Source organism: Methylobacterium sp. E-025, assembly GCF_022829705.1.
Taxonomy (GTDB): Bacteria; Pseudomonadota; Alphaproteobacteria; order Rhizobiales; family Beijerinckiaceae; genus Methylobacterium.
In genome coordinates, this window is the sequence record NZ_JAKSYR010000066.1 from 25,525 (window position 1) to 44,798 (window position 19,274).

Annotated in this window: 21 protein-coding genes; 7 read left to right on the forward strand and 14 right to left on the reverse strand. The window is 73.4% G+C overall.

What is annotated here, in order from left to right:
• Positions 1-81: 81 nt before the first annotated feature.
• The gene (arsH, locus tag MKK64_RS06900; RefSeq protein WP_147844016.1) at positions 82-819 is read right to left on the reverse strand and encodes an arsenical resistance protein ArsH; all 738 of its coding nucleotides are present in this window, start codon (positions 817-819) and stop codon (positions 82-84) included.
• A 50-nt stretch (positions 820-869) separates the two neighbouring features.
• Here arsH and MKK64_RS06905 point away from each other — a divergent pair, with 50 nt between their 5' ends.
• A complete protein-coding gene (locus tag MKK64_RS06905) occupies positions 870-1,229 on the forward strand; it encodes an ArsR/SmtB family transcription factor (RefSeq protein ID WP_243932931.1) in 360 nt (119 codons plus the stop codon).
• Positions 1,230-1,348: 119 nt separating this feature from the next.
• Here MKK64_RS06905 and MKK64_RS06910 read toward each other — a convergent pair whose 3' ends face one another.
• From MKK64_RS06910 to mnmG, 5 genes are all read right to left on the reverse strand, one after another.
• The gene (locus MKK64_RS06910) at positions 1,349-1,615 is read right to left on the reverse strand and encodes a hypothetical protein (protein WP_147728221.1); all 267 of its coding nucleotides are present in this window, start codon (positions 1,613-1,615) and stop codon (positions 1,349-1,351) included.
• A gap of 254 nt (positions 1,616-1,869) precedes the next feature.
• Positions 1,870-2,766, reverse strand: a complete 897-nt coding sequence (locus tag MKK64_RS06915) for a ParB/RepB/Spo0J family partition protein (RefSeq protein WP_243933093.1) — start codon at positions 2,764-2,766, stop codon at positions 1,870-1,872.
• 96 nt (positions 2,767-2,862) lie between these two features.
• A complete protein-coding gene (locus MKK64_RS06920) occupies positions 2,863-3,711 on the reverse strand; it encodes a ParA family protein (RefSeq protein ID WP_147728222.1) in 849 nt (282 codons plus the stop codon).
• Positions 3,712-3,761: 50 nt separating this feature from the next.
• Entirely contained in the window at positions 3,762-4,388 is a 627-nt protein-coding gene (rsmG, locus tag MKK64_RS06925) for a 16S rRNA (guanine(527)-N(7))-methyltransferase RsmG (protein WP_243932937.1), read from the reverse strand.
• A gap of 202 nt (positions 4,389-4,590) precedes the next feature.
• On the reverse strand, positions 4,591-6,465 hold the full coding sequence (gene mnmG, locus MKK64_RS06930) for a tRNA uridine-5-carboxymethylaminomethyl(34) synthesis enzyme MnmG (protein ID WP_243932939.1): 1,875 nt from the start codon (positions 6,463-6,465) through the stop codon (positions 4,591-4,593).
• Positions 6,466-6,823: 358 nt separating this feature from the next.
• Between mnmG and MKK64_RS06935 the strand changes: the two genes are divergently transcribed.
• Complete coding sequence (locus MKK64_RS06935) at positions 6,824-6,976, forward strand: hypothetical protein (RefSeq protein WP_243932941.1); 153 nt, start codon at positions 6,824-6,826, stop codon at positions 6,974-6,976.
• A 189-nt stretch (positions 6,977-7,165) separates the two neighbouring features.
• Here MKK64_RS06935 and mnmE read toward each other — a convergent pair whose 3' ends face one another.
• Positions 7,166-8,470, reverse strand: a complete 1,305-nt coding sequence (gene mnmE, locus MKK64_RS06940) for a tRNA uridine-5-carboxymethylaminomethyl(34) synthesis GTPase MnmE (protein WP_243932943.1) — start codon at positions 8,468-8,470, stop codon at positions 7,166-7,168.
• Positions 8,471-8,644: 174 nt separating this feature from the next.
• Between mnmE and bla the strand changes: the two genes are divergently transcribed.
• The 4 genes from bla to panC all read left to right on the forward strand — a co-directional run bounded on the left by bla (position 8,645) and on the right by panC (position 11,515).
• Positions 8,645-9,526 (forward strand): class A beta-lactamase, encoded by an 882-nt coding sequence (gene bla / locus MKK64_RS06945; protein WP_243932944.1) that lies wholly within the window; start codon positions 8,645-8,647, stop codon positions 9,524-9,526.
• A complete protein-coding gene (locus MKK64_RS06950) occupies positions 9,526-10,017 on the forward strand; it encodes an aminoacyl-tRNA deacylase (protein WP_147729711.1) in 492 nt (163 codons plus the stop codon). Before bla ends, MKK64_RS06950 begins: the two co-directional genes overlap by 1 nt.
• A 72-nt stretch (positions 10,018-10,089) precedes the next feature.
• Positions 10,090-10,446 carry a hypothetical protein gene (locus tag MKK64_RS06955; protein ID WP_409565997.1) on the forward strand — a complete coding sequence of 119 codons (357 nt, stop codon included), beginning with the start codon at positions 10,090-10,092 and terminating at the stop codon, positions 10,444-10,446.
• Positions 10,447-10,657: 211 nt separating this feature from the next.
• Complete coding sequence (gene panC, locus MKK64_RS06960; RefSeq protein WP_243932953.1) at positions 10,658-11,515, forward strand: pantoate--beta-alanine ligase; 858 nt, start codon at positions 10,658-10,660, stop codon at positions 11,513-11,515.
• 19 nt (positions 11,516-11,534) lie between these two features.
• On the opposite strand, the gene MKK64_RS06965 is transcribed toward panC, so the two are convergent.
• The 7 genes from MKK64_RS06965 to MKK64_RS06995 form a co-directional block, all read right to left on the reverse strand.
• The gene (locus MKK64_RS06965; protein WP_243932955.1) at positions 11,535-12,407 is read right to left on the reverse strand and encodes a transporter; all 873 of its coding nucleotides are present in this window, start codon (positions 12,405-12,407) and stop codon (positions 11,535-11,537) included.
• Between the two features lie 202 nt (positions 12,408-12,609).
• Positions 12,610-13,926 (reverse strand): alpha/beta hydrolase family esterase, encoded by a 1,317-nt coding sequence (locus MKK64_RS06970; RefSeq protein ID WP_409566039.1) that lies wholly within the window; start codon positions 13,924-13,926, stop codon positions 12,610-12,612.
• A 106-nt stretch (positions 13,927-14,032) separates the two neighbouring features.
• Entirely contained in the window at positions 14,033-14,467 is a 435-nt protein-coding gene (locus MKK64_RS06975; protein WP_147844625.1) for a CopG family transcriptional regulator, read from the reverse strand.
• A gap of 105 nt (positions 14,468-14,572) precedes the next feature.
• The gene (dnaQ, locus tag MKK64_RS06980) at positions 14,573-15,301 is read right to left on the reverse strand and encodes a DNA polymerase III subunit epsilon (RefSeq protein ID WP_243932958.1); all 729 of its coding nucleotides are present in this window, start codon (positions 15,299-15,301) and stop codon (positions 14,573-14,575) included.
• A 67-nt stretch (positions 15,302-15,368) separates the two neighbouring features.
• Complete coding sequence (locus MKK64_RS06985; RefSeq protein WP_243932964.1) at positions 15,369-16,070, reverse strand: Smr/MutS family protein; 702 nt, start codon at positions 16,068-16,070, stop codon at positions 15,369-15,371.
• Between the two features lie 190 nt (positions 16,071-16,260).
• Entirely contained in the window at positions 16,261-17,469 is a 1,209-nt protein-coding gene (locus MKK64_RS06990) for a murein transglycosylase A (protein WP_243932966.1), read from the reverse strand.
• A 31-nt stretch (positions 17,470-17,500) separates the two neighbouring features.
• Positions 17,501-18,217 carry a Tim44/TimA family putative adaptor protein gene (locus tag MKK64_RS06995; RefSeq protein ID WP_243932968.1) on the reverse strand — a complete coding sequence of 239 codons (717 nt, stop codon included), beginning with the start codon at positions 18,215-18,217 and terminating at the stop codon, positions 17,501-17,503.
• 465 nt (positions 18,218-18,682) lie between these two features.
• Here MKK64_RS06995 and secB point away from each other — a divergent pair, with 465 nt between their 5' ends.
• Positions 18,683-19,183, forward strand: coding sequence for a protein-export chaperone SecB (gene secB, locus MKK64_RS07000; protein WP_147729755.1), 501 nt, complete (start codon positions 18,683-18,685; stop codon positions 19,181-19,183).
• Positions 19,184-19,274: the final 91 nt, after the last annotated feature.

Sequence of the window (19,274 nt, forward strand, 5' to 3'; positions counted from 1 at the left end):
ATCGGCGCCGATCCGGCTTGACGAGCGACCGCCGCGCCGGATCACGCTGCGTGATCCGGCCGAAGCCGGCCGGGCCGCCGCCTACGGCTTGGCGAACCCGATGTCGGCGGCCACCGCATCGAGGCGCGCGGGCGCCCGCTCCTTCCGCTCGGAATAGCGGTCGACCAGAAGGTCGGCCCGCTCGCGGGTGAGCAGCGTGAACTTGTAGAGCTCCTCGCAGACGTCGACGACGCGGTCGTAGAGCGGCCCCGGCTTCATCCGGCCGGCCTCGTCGAACTGCGTGTAGGCGGCGGGCACCGAGGACTGGTTGGGGATGGTGATCATCCGCATCCAGCGCCCGAGCACGCGCAGCGCGTTGACGGCGTTGAACGATTGCGAGCCGCCCGAGACCTGCATCACCGCGAGCGTGCGCCCCTGCGTCGGGCGCACCGAGCCCTCCGAGAGCGGCAGCCAGTCGATCTGGCTCTTCATCACGCCGGTGAGCGTGCCGTGGCGCTCCGGGCTGACCCAGACCTGCCCCTCCGACCACAGCGAGGCGGCGCGCAGCTCCCGGACCTTCGGGTGGTCGGCGGTGGCGTCGTCCGGCAGCGGCAGGCCGTCGGCGTGATAGATCCGCACCTCGCCACCCATCGCCGCGAGCAGGCGGGCCGCCTCCTCGGCCAGGAACCGGCTGAAGGCGCGCGCGCGCAGCGATCCGTACAGGATGAGGAATCGCGGCGGATGGGCGAAGCCGGTCTTCGGCGCGAGGGTGCCCGGCGTCGGCACGGCGAAGTGCTCGGCGGCGATGTTGGGCAGATCGGCGAAGGGCGGCTTGTCCACGCGTCGGGCGTCCGTTATGTTTCAATATTCATTGAAATATTGGACCGACGATGGACGAAGCGCAAGCTCTGGCCGCCTTCGGCGCGCTCGCTCAGGCGCACCGCCTCCGGATCGTGCGCCATCTCGTGACCGCGGGGCCGGACGGCGTCGCGGCCGGTGCCCTCGCCGGCGCGGTCGGCGTCTCGACCTCGAACCTCTCGTTCCACGTGAAGGAGCTCGCGCATGCCGGGCTGATCGCGTCCCGGCGCGAGGGCCGCTCGATCCTCTACAGCGCGGCCTACCCGGCGCTCGGCGGGTTGATCCAGTTCCTGATGCGCGATTGCTGCCAGGGCCACCCGGACGTCTGCGCGCCGGCCCTGTCCGCTCTCGACGCCTGCCGAATCCTTACCGATGACGAACGCCGTCGCTGACGCGACGGCCCCCGGAGCCCCGCCGATCGACGTCGCCCCGGGGGGCGTCCGTCCGTGCCGCCCGTCCGAGGCGGTGCGCGATCTGCTCCCGGACCGGCGCGGTGGCGGCCAGGGCCGGCTCACCGCCCCTCGGAGATCCGCCGGCCCTTGGTCTCGCGCTTGTAGAGGGCGATCGCCGCGGCGCATTCGGGCGACAGCTTGCTCAGGTTGGCCCGGAAGCAGGCCTCCACCGCCGGGCCGCCGGGCGGGTGCTCGCTGCAATGCTCGAGGTAATCGCCGGTGCAGTTCTGCTTCAGCGCCTCGCGGATGGAGCTGGTCTGGGCAAGGCCGAGACCGGGGATCGCGAGAAGGCCTGCGGCCAGGATCATCGTGCGGAGGCGGGGCATGGAGGTGTCCGTGCGAAGGAAGGAACGGGCCGCGCGAACGGCCGGAGGCCGGCACCGAGGCCCGAATGCGAGCCTGCAGGCCCCGCCGCAACGCCACGGCGTGGACCGATGGAACGCGCGCCCGGACGGTGGACGCAGCCCGCTTCTAGGCGCGCGCACGCCGCCGTCACAAGGCTCGGCCCCGCATCCGTCCCGGGATCGGACGCAGGGGCAAGAGATCCGGACGCCGCGATGAGGCGTCCGGCGTCGGCCGGTCAGCCGGCGTCGAGCACCTGGAAGCGGCGGCAGAGATCCTCGAATTCCTGGGCCGTGCCGTAGCGGATCCGGATCTCGCCGGCCTCGGACGACTTCGCCTTCAGGGTCACGCCGAGGCCGAGCGCCAGGGCGAGGCGGCTTTCCAGCGAGCGCACCTCGGCGGTCTTCTCGGTCAGCCCACGCGGCCGGCCGGGCCGCGGCACGTCGTCGGGCTGCTGCTCGGACGCGGCGATCGCCTCGACGTCGCGCACCGTCAGCCCCTCCTCGACGATGCGCTTGGCCACCAGCTCGGGCGCGCGCACGCCGAGCAGCGCGCGGGCATGGCCGGCGGTGATCTCGGCCGCGACCAGCCGCTCCTGCACCTTCGCCGGCAGGTTGAGCAGGCGCAGGGTGTTGGCGAGGTGGCTGCGGCTCTTGCCCAGGATCTCGGCGAGCTCGCGCTGCGTATAGGAGAACTCGCTCATCAGCCGCTCGTAGCCGGAGGCCTCCTCGATGGCGTTGAGGTCGGCGCGCTGGATGTTCTCCAGGATCGCGAACTCGAGCGAGGCGCGGTCGTCGATCTCGACCACCACCACCGGCACCTCGTCGTGCCCGGCGCGCTGAGCCGCGCGCCAGCGGCGCTCGCCCGCCACGATCTCGAACGTGCCCGGCACCTCGCCGAGCGCCCGCACCACGATCGGCTGGATGATGCCGCGCATGCGGATCGAGGCGGCGAGCTCGTCGAGGTCGGTCTCGCTGAAGCTGCGGCGCGGGTTGCGCGGGTTCGGCCGCAGGAACTCGACCGCGACCTTGCGCTGCGCCTGCACCTTGCCCGCCTCGTTGCCCGCATCCCCGAAATCGCCGATCAGGGCCGCGAGCCCCCGCCCCAGCCGGGGCCGTGCCACCTCGTCCGCCATCCCGCTCACCCACTTACTCCGTTACGCATCGTTACGCCGTACACCCGAACCGTCCCGGGCCGCATCCGCCCGCCGAAACGGGCGGGCCGCGACCGCTCACGCCGCCGCCGGCACCCGGCCCTCGCGCTGGATCACTTCCGAGGCGAGCCGCAGGTAGGCCTGCGAGCCCGCGCATTTCAGGTCGTAGAGCAGCACCGGCTTGCCGTGCGAGGGCGCTTCCGACACGCGGACGTTCCTCGGGATCATGGTCTCGTAGACCTTCTCGCCCATGAAGCCGCGCACGTCCGCCACCACCTGCGTCGACAGGTTGTTGCGCGGATCGAACATCGTCAGCACGATCCCCTGGATCGTCAGCTTCGGGTTCAAGGCGCCGCGCACCTGCTCGACGGTGCGCAGCAGCTGGCTCAGGCCCTCGAGCGCAAAGAACTCGCATTGCAGCGGCACCAGCACCGCATCGGCGGCGGCGAGCGCGTTGATGGTCAGCAGGTTCAGCGAGGGCGGGCAGTCGATCAGCACGTAGCTGACGTCGCGCGTCGCGTTCGCGTCGCGCAGGCCCCGCAGCACGTTGCGCAGGCGGTGCGCCCGGTCGGGCAGCGAGGCCAGCTCCAGCTCCAGGCCGAGCAGGTCCATGGTCGAGGGCGCCACCGACAGGCGCGGCACCGCGGTGGGCACCACGGCCTGGGCCAGCGACGCCTCGCCCGCCATCACCTCATAGGTCGAGACCCGGCGGGCGCGCCGGTCGATGCCGAGCCCGGTCGAGGCGTTGCCCTGCGGGTCGAGGTCGATCACCAGAACCTGCTCGCCGATCGCCGCGAGCGCGGTGCCGAGGTTGATCGCCGTCGTGGTCTTGCCGACGCCGCCCTTCTGGTTGGCCAGCGCCAGCACCCGGAGCGGCCGCGCGGGCGCGGCATCGGCAGCGGGATGGGGAGTCGCGTCGCTTGTCATGGGCGCCTGGGAGACGGGAACGCTTGGGGGGAGTGGCAGGCTCTCGAGAGCTAGGGGCTCTTGGGAGCGAGGGCGGTGACGCGGACGATCCGGGCGGCCGACTCGGTTCGGCTCGGAATGAGATCGTGGCCGACTGTCCACCGCGCCGCGGCATCGGTCAATTCCGCAACCGCTTCCCGTCCCTTCGGAAACAGCCCGGTGGTGCCCGTTTTCAACAGTGGCTCAGTCCAGGCGAGAAGCTGGTCGAGGGGCGCGAGCGCCCGGGCGCAGACCACGTCGACCCCGTGGTGATCGCCGATCACCGCCTCGATCCGCGCGTTGTGGACCGTTACCCGCGCCCCGGTGACCCGGGCCGCCTCGGTCAGGAAGGCGCACTTGCGGGCGTTGCTCTCGACGAGGTCGACGCGGATGCCGGGCGGCCCGGCGATCGCCAGGATCAGCCCGGGGATGCCGGCGCCCGAGCCGAGGTCGAGCCAGCGGCGCGCCTCCGGCATCAGGTCGAGCAGCTGCAGCGCATCGGCCACGTGCCGCGTCCAGACCTCGGCCAGGGTCGCCGGCCCGACCAGGTTCTTGATCGTCTGCCAGCGCGCCAGCTGCGCCACGTAGAGATCGAGCCGTTGCGCTGTTTCACGTGAAACATTCGCGGCAGCGAGCACGCGGTCGCGGTCGGCGCTCATCGCGACGCCCCCGGAAGGCTTCGGACGACATCCACGGGTTCCCCTCCCCCCTCTGCGGGGGAGGGCGGGCCTCGCGTCAGCGAGGGTCGGGAGAGGGGAGCGACAGTGCCGGACGCGGCGCTCCCCTCTCCCCCCCTGCTCCGCAGGGTACCCTCCCCCGCAGAAGGGGGAGGGAAGACGCGCGTTGCGGCTAGGACCATCCTCACGATGCCACCGCCTCACGACGCCGCGCATGGGCGGCGAGCAGCGTCAGCGCGGCCGGGGTGACGCCCTCGATCCGCGCCGCCTGCCCCAGGGTTCCCGGCCGCACGGTCTCGAGCTTGATCCGCATCTCGTTGGAGAGCCCGGCGATGCGCCCGTAATCCAGCCGAACCGGCAGGCTCACCGCCTCGTCGCGGCGGAAGGCGGCGATGTCGGCATTCTGCCGGTCGAGATAGACCGCGTAGGTCGCATCCGTCCGCAGGCGCTCGGCGATCCGCGGCGAGACCGCGCTCAGCTCGGGCCAGACCGAAGCCAAGCGGCCCCAGTCCAGATCGGGATAGGAAAGGATCTGGAAGGCGGTGCGGCGGATGCCGTCCTGGTTGAGCGCGAGGCCGTGGGCCTGCGCCTGGGTCGGCGTCAGGGTCAGCGCGTCGAGGCGGGCGCGTACCGCCGACAGCTCGGCCTGCGACGCGGCGAAGTGCGCCGCCCGCCGGGTCCCGACGCAGCCGAGCGCGGCCCCGCGCGGGGTCAGGCGCTCGTCGGCGTTGTCGACGCGCAGGCTCAGGCGATACTCCGAGCGCGAGGTGAACATGCGGTAGGGCTCGCTCACCCCATGGGTGACGAGGTCGTCGATCATCACGCCGAGGTAGGATTCGGCCCGGTCGAAGGTCGCCACCGCCGCGCCGCCGGCGATCCGTGCGGCGTTGATCCCGGCGACCAGCCCCTGCCCCGCCGCCTCCTCGTAGCCGGTGGTGCCGTTGATCTGCCCGGCGAGCAGCAGGCCCGGCAGGCGCTCGGCCTGGAGCCCGGCATCGAGCTCGCGCGGGTCGACGTAATCGTACTCGATGGCGTAGCCCGGCCGTAGGATCCGCGTCGCCTCCAGGCCCGGGATCAGGGCGACGAGCCGGTGCTGCACCGCCTCCGGCAGCGCGGTGGAGATGCCGTTCGGGTAGATCGTCGGGTCGTCGAGGCCTTCGGGCTCGAGGAAGATCTGGTGGCCCTCGCGGTCGCCGAAGCGCACCACCTTGTCCTCGATCGACGGGCAGTAGCGCGGGCCGCGGCTGCTAATGCCGCCGGAATACATCGGCGACAGGTGCAGGGTCTCGCGAATCAGGTCGTGGACCGCTTGCGTCGTCCGGGTGATGCCGCAGCGGATCTGCGGCGTGGTGATCCGCTCGGTCAGGGTCGAGAACGGCACCGGCTCGGCGTCGGCCGCCTGCATCTCCAATCCCGACCAGTCGATGGTGCGGCCGTCGAGGCGCGGCGGGGTGCCGGTCTTCAGGCGCCCGAGCCGGAAGCCGAGCCGGTCGAGGGTCCGGGCCAGCCCGACCGCCGGCGCCTCGCCGACGCGGCCGGCCGGGATCTGAACCGGGCCGATATGGATCAACCCGCGCAGGAAGGTGCCGGTGGTGAGCACCACCGCGCCGCCGCTGAGCGTACGCCCGTCGCCGAGCACGATCCCGGCGACGCGCCCGTCCCGCACCACCAGATCCTCGCAGGCGCCTGCGACCACGGTCAGGTTCCGGGTCTCGGCCACCGCCGCCTGCATCGCCGCCGCGTAGAGCTTGCGGTCGGCCTGGGTGCGCGGCCCGCGCACCGCCGGGCCCTTGCGTCGGTTGAGCAGCCGGAACTGGATGCCGGCCGCGTCGGCGACCCGGCCCATCAGGCCGTCGAGGGCGTCGACCTCGCGCACGAGATGGCCCTTGCCGAGGCCGCCGATCGCCGGATTGCACGACATCGCGCCGATGGTCGCCGGATCGTGCGTGACCAGGGCGGTGCGTGCGCCGCACCGGGCGGCGGCCGCCGCCGCCTCGACGCCGGCATGGCCGCCGCCGACGACGAGGACATCGAAGGCCTGTGGAGACGTCTCACGCATCCGCGGGATGTGCCGCCGCGCTGCGGAAAGGTCAATCGCCCGGGATCCGCCGAGCGGGATGGCATCGATCGTGCCCCATCCAGAGGCACGGTGCCGTCGCCTTCGGCAACGAATACTGCATTCGATCAGTCGATCCATCCGGCCCGAGCCTTGCCGCACGATGGTCGACTGCGTTCGGCAGTCGATCATGGCGAATTTCGATGCCGACTCGCGATGAAACCCCTTGCGGGACTCACGATCGCGTGTCATCGACGATCTGTGAACGACTTATGAACGGACAACGGCGTCCGTCCCGGCCACCCGGGATTTCGTGACATCGCAGACCTCGCACGTGCGAGGGCGACCAACGAGGATCAAGATGATGCACATCATCACCATCGGCCTGGGTGCGCTCTGTTGCGCCGGCGGGGCCGTCGCCCACTTCATCGATCCGAGCCAGCGCAAGGAAGGCGTCTTCGGCCTCTCCGGCTTCGGCTTCCTGCTCACCGGCATGTTCCTGACCCGCTCGTGACACGCGATCGGGTTTTCACGTGAAACATCGGGCGTGTTTCGCGTAAGCCGGTGACAGGGTCGACATCGTCGGCGTCGTCTGTCGACATCGCCTTGGGCGACCAGCCCGCGCGACGCACGCGCTGAGTCGGTGCCGCGCGACAGCATCGAGCCGCCACTCTCTCCCGCGCACGGAAGGGGGAAAGCCGGGCTACTTGCCGATGCAGAAGCCGGAAAACAGGCGATCGAGCACCGCCTCGATCCCGACATGGCCGCCGACCTCGCCGAGCGCGCGGACGGCCAGGCGCAGATCCTCGGCCACCAGTTCCGGCATCGCGGCGACGGCGGGCAGCCGGTCGAGATGGGCGACGCAGCGCTCCAGGGCGTCGCGGTGGCGCTCGCGGGTGATGAGCGCATCGCCGCCGCCGAGCGCAGCCTCGGCCTCCGCGGCGATGGCTTCGAGCAGCGCCGGCATCCCCTGCCCCGTCAGCGCCGACACGGCGAGGCCGCCGCCGGACCCGTCGGCGAGGTCCGCCTTCGTCCGCACGCGCAGCACCCGGCCGGTCGCCGCAGGCTCGGTCGCCTCCGGGCCCGGCGGCACCAGCATCAGGACGAGGTCGGCTTCCGCCATCCGGCGGCGGGTGCGCCGGATGCCCTCGGCCTCGACCGGATCGTGCGTCTCGCGCAGGCCCGCGGTGTCGACCAGCATCACCGGCAGGCCGCCGAGATCGAGCCGCACCTCGATCGCGTCCCGGGTGGTGCCCGGCACCGGCGAGACGATCGCCGCGTCGCGCCGGCTCAACGCGTTGAGCAGCGTCGACTTGCCGGCGTTCGGCGGCCCGGCGAGCACGACCCAGAACCCCTCGCGCACCCGCTCGCCGCGCCGCCCGTCGGCGAGCGCCGCGGCGATGGCGGCACGCAGGCGGGCGGCGCGGTCGAACAGGGCGCGATCCAGGGCCGCGTCGTCGACGTCGCCCTCGTCGGAAAAATCCAGCGCCGCCTCGGCGGCGGCCAGGCAATCGATCGCCTCGTCGCGCCAGGCCGCGACCTGCCGGCCGAGAGCGCCGTCGAGCTGGCGCAGGGCCTGACGGCGCTGAGCCTCGGTCTCGGCCTCGATCAGGTCGGCGACGCCCTCGGCCTCGGTCAGGTCCATCCGGCCGTTGAGCACGGCCCGCCGAGTGAAGGCACCGGCTTCGGCCGGGCGGCAGCCGGGAAAGGCGGTGAGCGCGCGGATCACGCCGGCCCGCACCGCGACGCCGCCATGCAGGTGCAGCTCCGCCATGTCCTCGCCGGTGACCGTGCTCGGCCCGGGCATCCAGGCGATCAGCGCCCGGTCGAGGATGGCGCCGTCGGCGGGGTCGCGCAGCGTCCGCAGCGAGAGGCGGCGCGGCGCCGGCAGCGGGCCCGCAAGCGCCGTGAGCACGGCACCGGCATCCGGGCCGCTGACGCGGATCACCGCGATGGCGGCGCGCGCGAAGCCGGAGGCCGGGGCGAACAGGGTGGGGGGATCGCTCATGGTCGGATCGCTCATGCTCGGATCGCTGATGGGGGCCCGGGGCATCCCGGCATCCGCCCATCCGCGCGGGGGCGGCCGTCATCGATCGGCCGCATCCCGGCGAAAGGGTCTTGCCTCGGCCGACGACGTTGCGCAAACCGCGGCGCCGCGAAACCCGTCCGGAGGGAGCACGCCATGGCCCATACCCGTCGCGCGGTCGTCGCCGGCCTGGCGCTCGCCGGGCCGGCGCTCTCCGCCCGCGCCTCCGATCGCCTCGCCGCCGCCGCCGGGCGCATCGGGGCGCTCGAGGCGCGCCTCGGCGGTCGGGTCGGCGTGGCGTTCCGCGACGCGACGGGCGTGTTCCTCGGCCACCGCGCGGACGAAGCGTTCGCGCTGTGCAGCACCTTCAAGGTGCTGGCGGCGGCGGCGATCCTGGCCCGCGTCGCCGCCGGCCGCGAAACGCTCGATCGGCGCATCGCCTACGGGGCGGACGATCTGCAGAGCTACGCCCCGGTCACGCGCTCGGCCCTGGATGCGGCCGGCGGCGGCCATGCGGAGATGTCCGTCGATGGGCTCTGCGCGGCGGCGATCGTCCGGAGCGACAACACCGCGGCCAACCTGCTCCTCGACGCGCTGGGCGGACCGGCGGCGCTCACCGCCTGGCTGCGCGGGCAGGGCGACGCGGTCACCCGCCTCGACCGGACCGAGCCGACCCTCAACACCGCCCTGCCCGGCGATCCGCGCGACACCACCAGCCCGGCCGCGATCACCCGGACGCGGGACCGCTGCCTCCTCGGCGACGCGCTGGCCCCGCCGCACCGGGCGCGGCTGGAAGCCTGGATGGTCGCCTGCGAGACCGGCGGGGCCAAGCTCCGTGCCGGCCTGCCGCCCGCCTGGCCGGTCGGCGACAAGACCGGCAGCGGCGACAACGCGACATCGAACGTCGTGGCGATCCTGCACCCGCCGGGCCGTGCGCCGATCCTCGCGGGTGTGTTCCTGACCGGCTCGGAGGCGCCGCCGGCCGCGCGGGACGCCGCCCATGCCGAGATCGGCCGCATCCTGGCGGAGGCGGTGTGATGGCCAAGGCGACGCCGCGGGCGACCCCCGCCTCGCGGGCGCTGGACAAGGCCGGCATCGCCTACGCGATGGTGGGCTACGCCTACGACCCGGAGGCGCCGCGCATCGGCCTGCAGGCGGCCGAGGCGCTCGGCGTCGAGCCGGGCTGCATCCTCAAGACCCTGATGGCCGCCGTCGACGGCCAGCCGGTCTGCCTGCTCGTCGCCTCCGACCGGGAGGTGGCGATGAAGCGGGTCGCCGCCGCGATGGGCGGCAAGGCGGCGTCGATGCTGAAGCCGCCGGAGGCGGAGCGGATCACCGGCTACCACGTCGGCGGGATCAGCCCGCTCGGAGCCAAGCGCCGGGTGCCGGTGCTGATCGATGCGGGGTCGCTCGCCGGCCGCACCGAGATCCACGTCAACGGCGGCGGGCGCGGCCTGCAGCTGCGGCTCGCGACCGCCGACCTCGTCACGGTGCTCCAGGCCCGGCTGGTCGCGTTGGCCGATCGGTAACGATCGGTTCACCCTCTGCGCCGACACTGGCACCGCGTGCCCGGTTTCCGCGGGTCGGGGGACGACGGGCGCATGCGCGCGAGAGCGATGATCCGGGCCTGCTTCCTCTGCGGCTTCGCCGTGGGGCCCGCCGGCGCGGCCGACCTGTTCGCCCCCGAGCCGGGGCCGGCCTATGGCGGCCCCGTCGCGAGCGCGCCGCGCTACTTCCCGCGCGGCGACGGCAGCGACGGCGTCCTGCTTCACGCCGCCCCGCCCCCGCGCCGGGTCGCCTGCCTGCCGCGCCGCGCGCCGGTGCCGACCAACGCGCCCGACGATCCGAGCTACGTCGGCTCGTCCTACGGCCTGTCGAAGCCGAGCTATTACGGCCTCACGCCCCCGCCGGGCGTCGACGACCCGTTCGGCCGGCCCCTGCTGCCGTATTGCCGATGAGCGCGGCGAGTTTGTTCCGCCAGAAGCGGGGACCTGAGGTCGCCGCGAATCCGCGCCGCTTCACCGCGTCTGCAGACGTGCATTCTTGGACGCAAGGCACGGCCCGGATGCATCATCGTTTCGGCAGGGTCGGCGCAGATCGCAGGCGCATGCTGGCATGCGGCGAAGAGGGCGCTTAAGGCAGCGCTCGACGCCGCCGCCGGAGCCCGCCATGCCAGCCCATCCCACCCCCGAGACGCAGGCCATCACCGATCTCGCCCGCTTGCGCGAGACGGTCGCCGCGTGGCGCGCGGCCGGCGACCGCGTCGTGCTGGTGCCGACCATGGGCGCGCTGCATCGCGGCCACCTCGCGCTGATCGCGCATGCGCGGACCCTGGGCGAGCGCGTGGTGGCGAGCGTCTTCGTCAACCCGACCCAGTTCGGCCCGAGCGAGGATTTCGCCCGCTATCCGCGCGACGCCGCGAGCGACCTCGCCCTGCTGGCGCAGGCCGGGACGGACGCGGCCTGGATGCCCGAGGCGGCCGCCATGTACCCGCCGGGGTTTTCGAGCCGCATCGAGGTGGGCGGCCTCACCGAGGGGCTGTGCGGCGCCTTCCGCCCCGGCCACTTCTCGGGCGTGGCCACCGTGGTGACGAAGCTGCTCAACCAGGTCCGGCCGGATGCCGCCCTGTTCGGCGAGAAGGATTTCCAGCAGCTGCAGGTGATCCGGCGGGCGGTCGCCGACCTCGACCTCGACGTCGCGATCCACGGCATGCCGACGATCCGCGAGGCCGACGGCCTCGCCCTGTCCTCGCGCAACCGCTACCTCGCGCCGGCCGAGCGGGCGACCGCGCCGAAGCTCCACGCGGTCCTGTCCGACATCGCGGCGCAGGCGCGGGACGGCGGCGAGACGGCACCCGCCATCGCGCGCGGGATCGCCGCGCTGGAGGCCGCGGGATTCGCCGTGCAGTACCTCGCCGTCTGCGATGCGGCGACGCTGGCCCCGCTCGCCCGCGTCGACGGCGCGGCCCGCGTGCTCGCCGCCGCCTATCTCGGCAAGACCCGTCTGATCGACAACGTCGCGGTGTGAGCTCCCGGCCGCGCCGGCGTCAGCGCTTGGCGAGCAGCGGCTCGGGCTGCGGCCCGTCCGTCTTGTCGCCCGGCTGATCGTCGAGCTTGCCCAGCGGCACGATCGCCCGCAGCCAGCCGCGGGTGTCGAAGCCGCCGTAATTGCGCTCGGCGACGTCCCGGGTGACGTAGGCCTGCAGGTTCACCGGCCCGAAATTGTAGCCGACGAGGGCGCCGACGGCGAACTGGCCCTGACGCTGGTAGCTCGCCCGGCCGGTCGGCAGGTCGGTGGAGCCGAAGGCGACGGCACCGACCTCGAGCTTGCCGAACTTCTTCGTCGCGGTCAGGTCGAGGTTGAGGAAGTCCGGGTAGTACGTGCCGGTGGGCGAGGTGGTGTCGAAGAAGATCCCGTAGAGGAAATGCGCCGTCAGGTTCCAGCCGTCGCCGTTGTAGGTCGCGGCGAAGCGCTGGTGCAGCACCGGGTTCCGGATCACCACCTTGGTGTCGCTCGGCAGGTAGGCGCCGAGCAGGTAGCTGACGCCGACATGCTGGCCGAGATCCCAGGCGAGCTGGGCCGCGAGCAGGGTCTGGCCGAACCCGCTCTGGTAGCGCGCGCCGTTCGGCGCCGTCGCGGTCACCGGCTGCAGCACCGTGAACTGGAGCCGGGCATCCAGCACCCGCCACGGCGTCGCCCAGATGATGGACGGCAGGTTGACGTTGAGTTCCGAGTCGCGGGGTCGCGTGTCGCGCACGCCGAAGCTCGACGTGTCGATGAGGTACAGCCCCTCCGCCAGCGGAAACCCGGCCGGCAGGCCGACGGTCTGGCCCGGCTGCGCGGCCGAGCCCGCCCGGGCGGCTCCGTGCGCGGCGCACGCCACCGCTGCGCCCACGAGCGCCACCTTCCAACCCGACACCGGCACGCAAGCCTCCTCCGCCGACGCGGTTCGCCGGCAAACGGACCATGCACGGATCGCGGCCGATCCTCCGCCTCCGATCGCGGGCACCGCACGATCGCAGGTTCGGCGTTGCAACCGGGCCACGCCGTCGCCGGGACGGCGCCCGGCCGCTCGAGCATTTTCCAGCGAGGTGGATCCCGGCTCGCGTGAAGACAATGCTCTAGACCCCCTTGGGATGCGCGGCGAAGAAGTCGAGCATCGCGCGCGAGGCGTCGGGCCCGTGCGGATCGGTGAAGCTGCCGGCCCGGTCGCCGCCGGACCAGGCGTGGCCGGCGCCGCGCACCCGCCAATCCTCCAGCATCACCCGGCCCGCCGCGTCGGCGTAGCGGGTGCGGGTGTAGGGATGGCCGTCGCCGTCGAATTGCTCGCGCGAGGGCGTCAGCGCCGCGGCGCCCGCCTGTGCCAGCACCTGGTCGGCGTTGCGGATGCTCACCGTGGTGTCGTCCTCGCCGTGGAAGACGATCGTCGGCACGCGGGTGCCGCCGGGGCCGGCCGCGCCCATCTGCATCGCCATCATCGCCGAGCCGACGTCGCGGGCGCACGACGCGGCGAGGCCGGAATGCACGCCCACCGCCGCGTAGAGATCGGGAAAGGCGCGGGCGATGTTGGCCGCCGCCGCCCCGCCGGCCGAGAGCCCGGCGATGAAGACGCGGTCCGGGTCGATCGCGTGCTCGGCCATCACCGCGCGGGTGAGCCCGGCGATGATCGCGGCCTCGCCGGTCTCGCGGCCCTGGTCGCGCGGCTCGAACCAGTTCCAGCAGCGTTGCGCGTTGGCGCGGCCGGTCTGGACCGGGTAGGCGACGAGCACGCCGTCGCGCTCCGCCAGCCGGTTCATGCCGGTGCCGACGGCGAAGTCGTCCGCGGTCTGGTTGCAGCCGTGCAGCATCACCACGAGCGCGGCCGGATTCTGCGGCCGGCTCGGGACGAACAGGCGATACTCGCGCGCACCCGCCGGCCCGGCGAAGCTTTTGGTGACGAGCGATCCCTCGCCCTCGGCGGGCTCGGCCGAGCGGCCCGGCATCGGCGGCTTGGCGAAGCCGAAGCCGGGCGCCAGCCCCTTCGTGTTGAGGCCTTTGGTGTTCAAGCCCTTGGCGCTCAGGCCCTTCAGCACCGGCGCCAGCCCGCGCACGACGCCGTCGACCGCCGCACGCAGCTTCTCCGGGATCGGGCCGGCCGACGCGGTTTCGGCTCGGGGCGAAGCGCTCCTCGGCGCGGCCTCGGGCCTGGGCGCGGCCGCGGGCTTGGGCGCGGCCTCGACCTTCGCCTCGGCCCGGGGCGCGGATCGCGGGGCGTCGTCGATGCGCTCGGCGGTCAGGTCGAGGGTCGGCGGCTCGATCGCCTTCGGCGTGTCCTGCGGCGTGTCCCGCGGCGTCGCGTGGCCGCCGAGGCTGCGCTGGATCAGGTCGGTCGCCTCCGCGAGGCGGCCGGCACCGGTCAGCCGGGTCGCCTCCATCATGTCGGCGAAGCGGTCGCGCATCGAGTCGGAATGGTCGGTCATGGGAAGTCCTGGGGATCGCCGTGGGCGGATCGGAATAGGGCAGGAGGCTCGGAGCGGAGGCTCGGAGCAGAGGCGCGGCAGCGCCTCAGCGCAGCCGGTCGGCCAGCGCGGCGCGGACGGCGGGGCTGGCCTGGAGGCTGCCGAGCACGTCGAGGGAGGCGATCGCCGCACGGGCGAGGTCGGGGGTCACGTCGTCGGCGATGGTGGCGAGGCCGAGCACGCGGATGTCCAGCATCCGCCCCTCGGCCCGGGCCGCCTCGAGGCTGGCGCGGTCGATGTGGCGCAGGCCGAGCTCGACGCTGCGCCGCGCCATCGACTGGCGCGTCACGTCGGCATGCCGCTCGATCTGGTTGCGGATCGCGGTGCGGATGAAGTCGCTGCGGTTCGAGAACACCCCTTCGGCCACGAGCAGGTCGACGTGCCCGAGGTCGACATGCCCAAGGTTGATCGTGATCTTCTCGCTCTCGGGCTGCCGCGCCGCCGCCCGCGTGGGCTTCGGCCGTGCCATCACATCCATCATCGCGACCATCCCGTCACCATCCGTGTGGATGGCATATGGGGGCGCCATATTGCATTGCAATATGGGCTTCGTGCGATGCACCAACCCGTGAGGGCGGCTCTGCCGTCAGACGGCGGTGTCCTCGCCGATGTACTCGGCCCAGATCGCGCTGGCGCCGAGGCCGGCGCGGAATGCGGCGTGGCGCTCGCGCTCGGCGTCGGTCAGGCGGGCGCGGGCGGTGCGGACCGTGCGCACGACGCTCTCGGCGCTGCGGTCGACGACCGCGTCGGCGACCGCGGTCGCGCCGAGATCGAACCCGGTCTGCTTGCCGCCGAGCAGCTCGATGTAGACCTCGGCCAGGATCTGCGCGTCGAGCAGGGCCCCGTGCTTGGTGCGGCGGCTGGTGTCGATGCCGTAGCGGCTGCACAGGGCGTCGAGGTTGGCCGGCGCGCCGGGGTGCTTGCGCCGGGCCATCGGCAGGGTGTCGACCACGCTCTCGAGGACGATCGGCGGCGGCGCCTTGGCCCCGAGCCGGGCGTATTCCATGTTGAGGAAGCCGACGTCGAACGGCGCGTTGTGGATCACCAGCCGGGCGTCGCCGCAGAACTCGATCAGCGCGCCGGCGATCTCCGAGAACAGCGGCTTGTCGGACAAGAACGTGTCGGACAGCCCGTGCACCTTGAAGGCGCCCTCCGAGACCGCCCGCTGCGGGTTGCAGTACTTGTGGAACGTCCGGCCCGTGGGGATGTGGTTCAGGAGCTCGACCGCGCCGACCTCGATCAGCCGGTCGCCGGTCTTGGGGTCGATGCCGGTGGTCTCGGTGTCGAGAACGATCTCGCGTACGACGTCGTGCATGATGTCCGGTCCCGAACGCTTCCGCGCGTCGCCTACCCGATTAGCCCGCTCGGGTTAACCCGCGCCTTCAGCGCCGCCGCAGGCGGACGTAGAGCGCGCCGGCGCCGCCGTGGTGGCGGGCGGCCTCCTCGAAGCCGAGCACGATTGGGCGCAGCTCCGCGCCGCGCAGCCAGTGCGGCACCGAGCGGCGCAGCACGCCGCGCTCGGCATAGGCGTCCTCGCCGCCCTTGCCGGTCACGACCAGCACCCGCGCATGCCCGGCGGCGCGCGCCCGCATCAGGAAGCCGACCAAGGCCGCGTGCGCCTCGGCCTGATAGAGCCCGTGCAGGTCGATCCGGCCCTCGATCGCCAGCACGCCGCGGCTGAGCCGCTGGCGCTCGCGCCGCTCCAGCCCGGGCGGGGCGGGGCCCGGGACGAAGGCCGGCCGCACCGGCGTCGGCGGCGCCGGGGCCGGTGTCCCCGCGCCGAGCCGGACCACGCGCCTGGGCTTCTTCGCCGGCGCGACGACAGCGACCGGGCCGGGCACGACGCTCGGCATCGCCGGCACGGGCTCGGGGAGCGGCACCGCCTTCTTGGCGGGGCTTTTGGCCGGCGCAGGTTTCGGCGTCGGCTTCGCCGCGGCCGGCGCCGCGGGCCCTGGGGCGTCGGCAGCGGGCTTGGCCTTCCGCAACGTCGCGCGGGCGCGCAGCGGCGTGATCAGCTTGGCGATCTCGCCCCAGAGATGGGCATCCTCGCGGGACAGCGCCCGCGGCCGGCGCGGCGGCCTCATGCCGGACGCTCGGATCGCGTGAGGTGAAGCGCGGGTCTCTTCTCCCATGGGAGAGGGAGCCGCGCCGTGACGCCCAGGATCCTTCCGGCTTCCACACTCCGACATGCGGACATTCGTTCGTCCGTTCCGGTTCCAGCGAGTCGCGGAAAGCGATGGCATTGGAGCCATGGCGTCGGAGACCAGAACCCCCTCATGGCGCGGCCGGCTTCGGCAGGAGCACGACGAAGCCGGGCTTGGTGTGCAGGTCTCCGGCCGCGACGCCGGCCGCGGCGCCGGTGCCGACGTAGAGGTCGCCGCGGGCCGGGCCGAGGATGGCTGAGCCGGTATCGGCCGCGACCACGAGGTGCCCGCTGCCGGGCTGGCCGGGCAGCCTGCCCTCCAGCCAGAACGGCAGGCCGTAGCGCCAGAGGGTGCCGTCCACCGCCAGGCTGCGGCCGGGGCTGAGGGGCGCGCCGGCCGCGCCCGGCGGGCCCAGGGCGGGATCGGTGACCGGCTCGGTGCGGAAGAAGATGTAGGACGCGTTCATCCGCATCAGCCGGCGTGCGTGGTCCGGGTGCGCGCGCAGCCAGGCGGTCCAGCGGGCGAGGCTGAGGTCGTTCAGGGCGAGGTGCCCCTCCGCCACCAGCAGCTTGCCGATCGAGGTGTAGGGCCGGCCGTTCTTGCCGTCGTAGAGCACGCGGATCGCCGACCCGTCGGGCAGGCGGACGCGGCCGGAGCCCTGCACCTGCAGCACGAACAGGTCGACGGCGTCGCGCAGCCACAGCAGCGGGCGGGTGCGCCCGGCGATCGCCCCGTCCTCGATCGCGGCCCGGTCGGGATAGGCCTCGAACCCGGCCGCCGCCGCGCGCCCGGCGCGCAACGCCGGATCGAGGCCGGGGCGGGTCTCGCCGGGGGCGAGCGTCACGAGGTCGTCGGGCCGGGCGAGCACGGCGGCGGCGAAGCCGGGGCCGGGCGCCAGCGATCCCTCGAGCTGCGGCTCGAAGTAGCCGGTGAGGAACCCGGTCTTCCGCTCGGGCTCGGTGCCGTCGGCCGGGCGCACGACGCGGTAGGCCGAGAACCGCTCCTGGAAGAACCGCCGCGCCCGCTCGGGCCAGCCGGCCCCGGTGCGATCGAGCGCGGCGGCGGCGGCGCAGGCGGCGGCGAGGTCGGCCGGCGACCCGGCGACGCCGGCGGCCTGCGCCGGATCGGGGCCGGGCGCGGCGCAGGTCCGGCGGAAAGCCTCGAAGGCCGCCGCCGTCTCGTCCGCCTGCCAGCCGGGCAGGGCCGCGATCGCGACCGGCTCCAGCACGGCGTTGCCGACGCGCAGCGGCTCGGCGGCGCTCGCCGCGGCGGCCCCCGAAACGAGAGCGACCGCAGCGCGGAACGCTGCGGTCGGACGGGGCGGGTGTCGGGGCGGCATGGCTCTCGGGACGATGGCTGCGCGGGCGCCCTCAGGCCCCGGCTTCGGTCGCGACCAGCTGCCAGTTCGGGTCGCGGGTGCCCAGGGTGCGGGCGAAGGTCCAGACGTCGGGCACCTCGACCACGGCCTCGGCGCTGCCGTCCACCACGACGCCGTCGGCGTTGCGAGTGGCGGTGATGAGGCTGGAGAGGAACCGCACCGTGACCTGCGCGACGCGGTTCCGCACGTCGACGGCGACGATCTCGGCCTTGTCGATCGAGACGAAGGTGGTCTCCACCGTCTGGCGGTTCTTCTCGCGCTCGGCGATGGCGCGCTCGAACGCGTCGCCGACCTCGCGGGAGAGCAGGGATTTCAGGGTCTTCCGGTCGCCCTTGGCGAAGGCGATCATGATCGCCTCGTAGGCGCCCTTGGCGCCCTCGATGAAGGCGCGCGGCTCGAAGCCGGGCTCGGCCTGGACGATCGCCTCGAGGCCGCGGGCGACCGCCGAGCCGGGCTCGGCGATGCCGCGCCAGTCGCGCGCCTGGGCCTCGGCGGCGCGCTCGGGCTGGACCCGGTCGGCGCCGGGCAGGCGCACGACGTTGTCGCCGTCGCCGCGGCCGGGCTGGGGCTCGGTGCGGCTGCGGTCGACCGGCTTGAACGGGGCGCGCTCGGCGCCGGTCTTCTGCCCGAGGACCGAGCGCAGCCGCCAGATCACGAAGACGGCGAGCGCCAGGAAGATGATCGTCGTCACGTCGAAGCTGTCCTGCATCACCGATCCGATGGTGGCCGCCGTGGAGCGCGGGTCCCGGCCGCAGCCTTGGCCCGTGCGCGCGGCTCCGGGAAATCCGAGAGGGGTCGCACGATGGTCATGTCACGCCGCACGCATCCTCGAGCGGACGCGGCCGGGCTCTCGAGGAAACGCGCCGCGTCCCCCTTTGCATAGGGGGCAATGGGCATATGGGGCAATGCACCGGCCGGTTCCAGGCGACATCGCGGAGGATCGCCCCGGCCGCGTCGTCGCGACACGCGCCGCCGGGACCGGCCGCGGCCCGACGCCGGCACCCGGTCGGCCGGGCGGCGGCGCGGGGTCCGCGCGCCGTCCGGCGCCTCGCTTGTCCGCATCGAACGGGCATGTTAGCGGCCTCGCCTCTGCCCACGACCGCACAGGCATGGCGGTCACCCGTAGCCATCGGCCCGCGGCCGGTGTTCGATCTTTCGAGAAGGATGACCCGCCATGGCCGATTCCCCCGCACCGAACGGCAACGGGCAGGCCGACGAGGCCCCCGCGATCAACGCGCTCGCGCAGTACACCAAGGACCTGTCCTTCGAGAACCCGAACGCGCCGCGCTCGCTCCAGCCCCAGGAGGGCCAGGGCCCGCAGATCAACATCCAGGTCAACGTCAACGCGCAGCAGCTCGCCGAGGCCGACTTCGAGGTCGAGCTGACGCTGGAGGGCGACGCCAAGATCAACGGCGACGTGCTGTTCGCCTTCGACCTGAAGTATGCCGGCGTGTTCCGCATGCGCAACATCCCGCAGGACCAGGTCCACCCGGCGGTGATGATCGAGTGCCCGCGCCTGCTGTTCCCGTTCGCCCGCCAGATCGTGGCCGAGGCCGTGCGCAACGGCGGCTTCCCGCCGCTCTACATCGACCCGATCGACTTCGTCGGCCTCTACCGCCAGAAGGCGATGGAAGCCCAGGGCGCCGGCGAGGCGACCGGCCCCCTCGCCTCCTGAGTTCCGCGGCCTCCCGCGTCTCGACGACAGCCCGGCCGCCCGCGCGGCCGGGCTGTTTCGTTTTCACGGGAAACACCGCATCCGGGCGGCT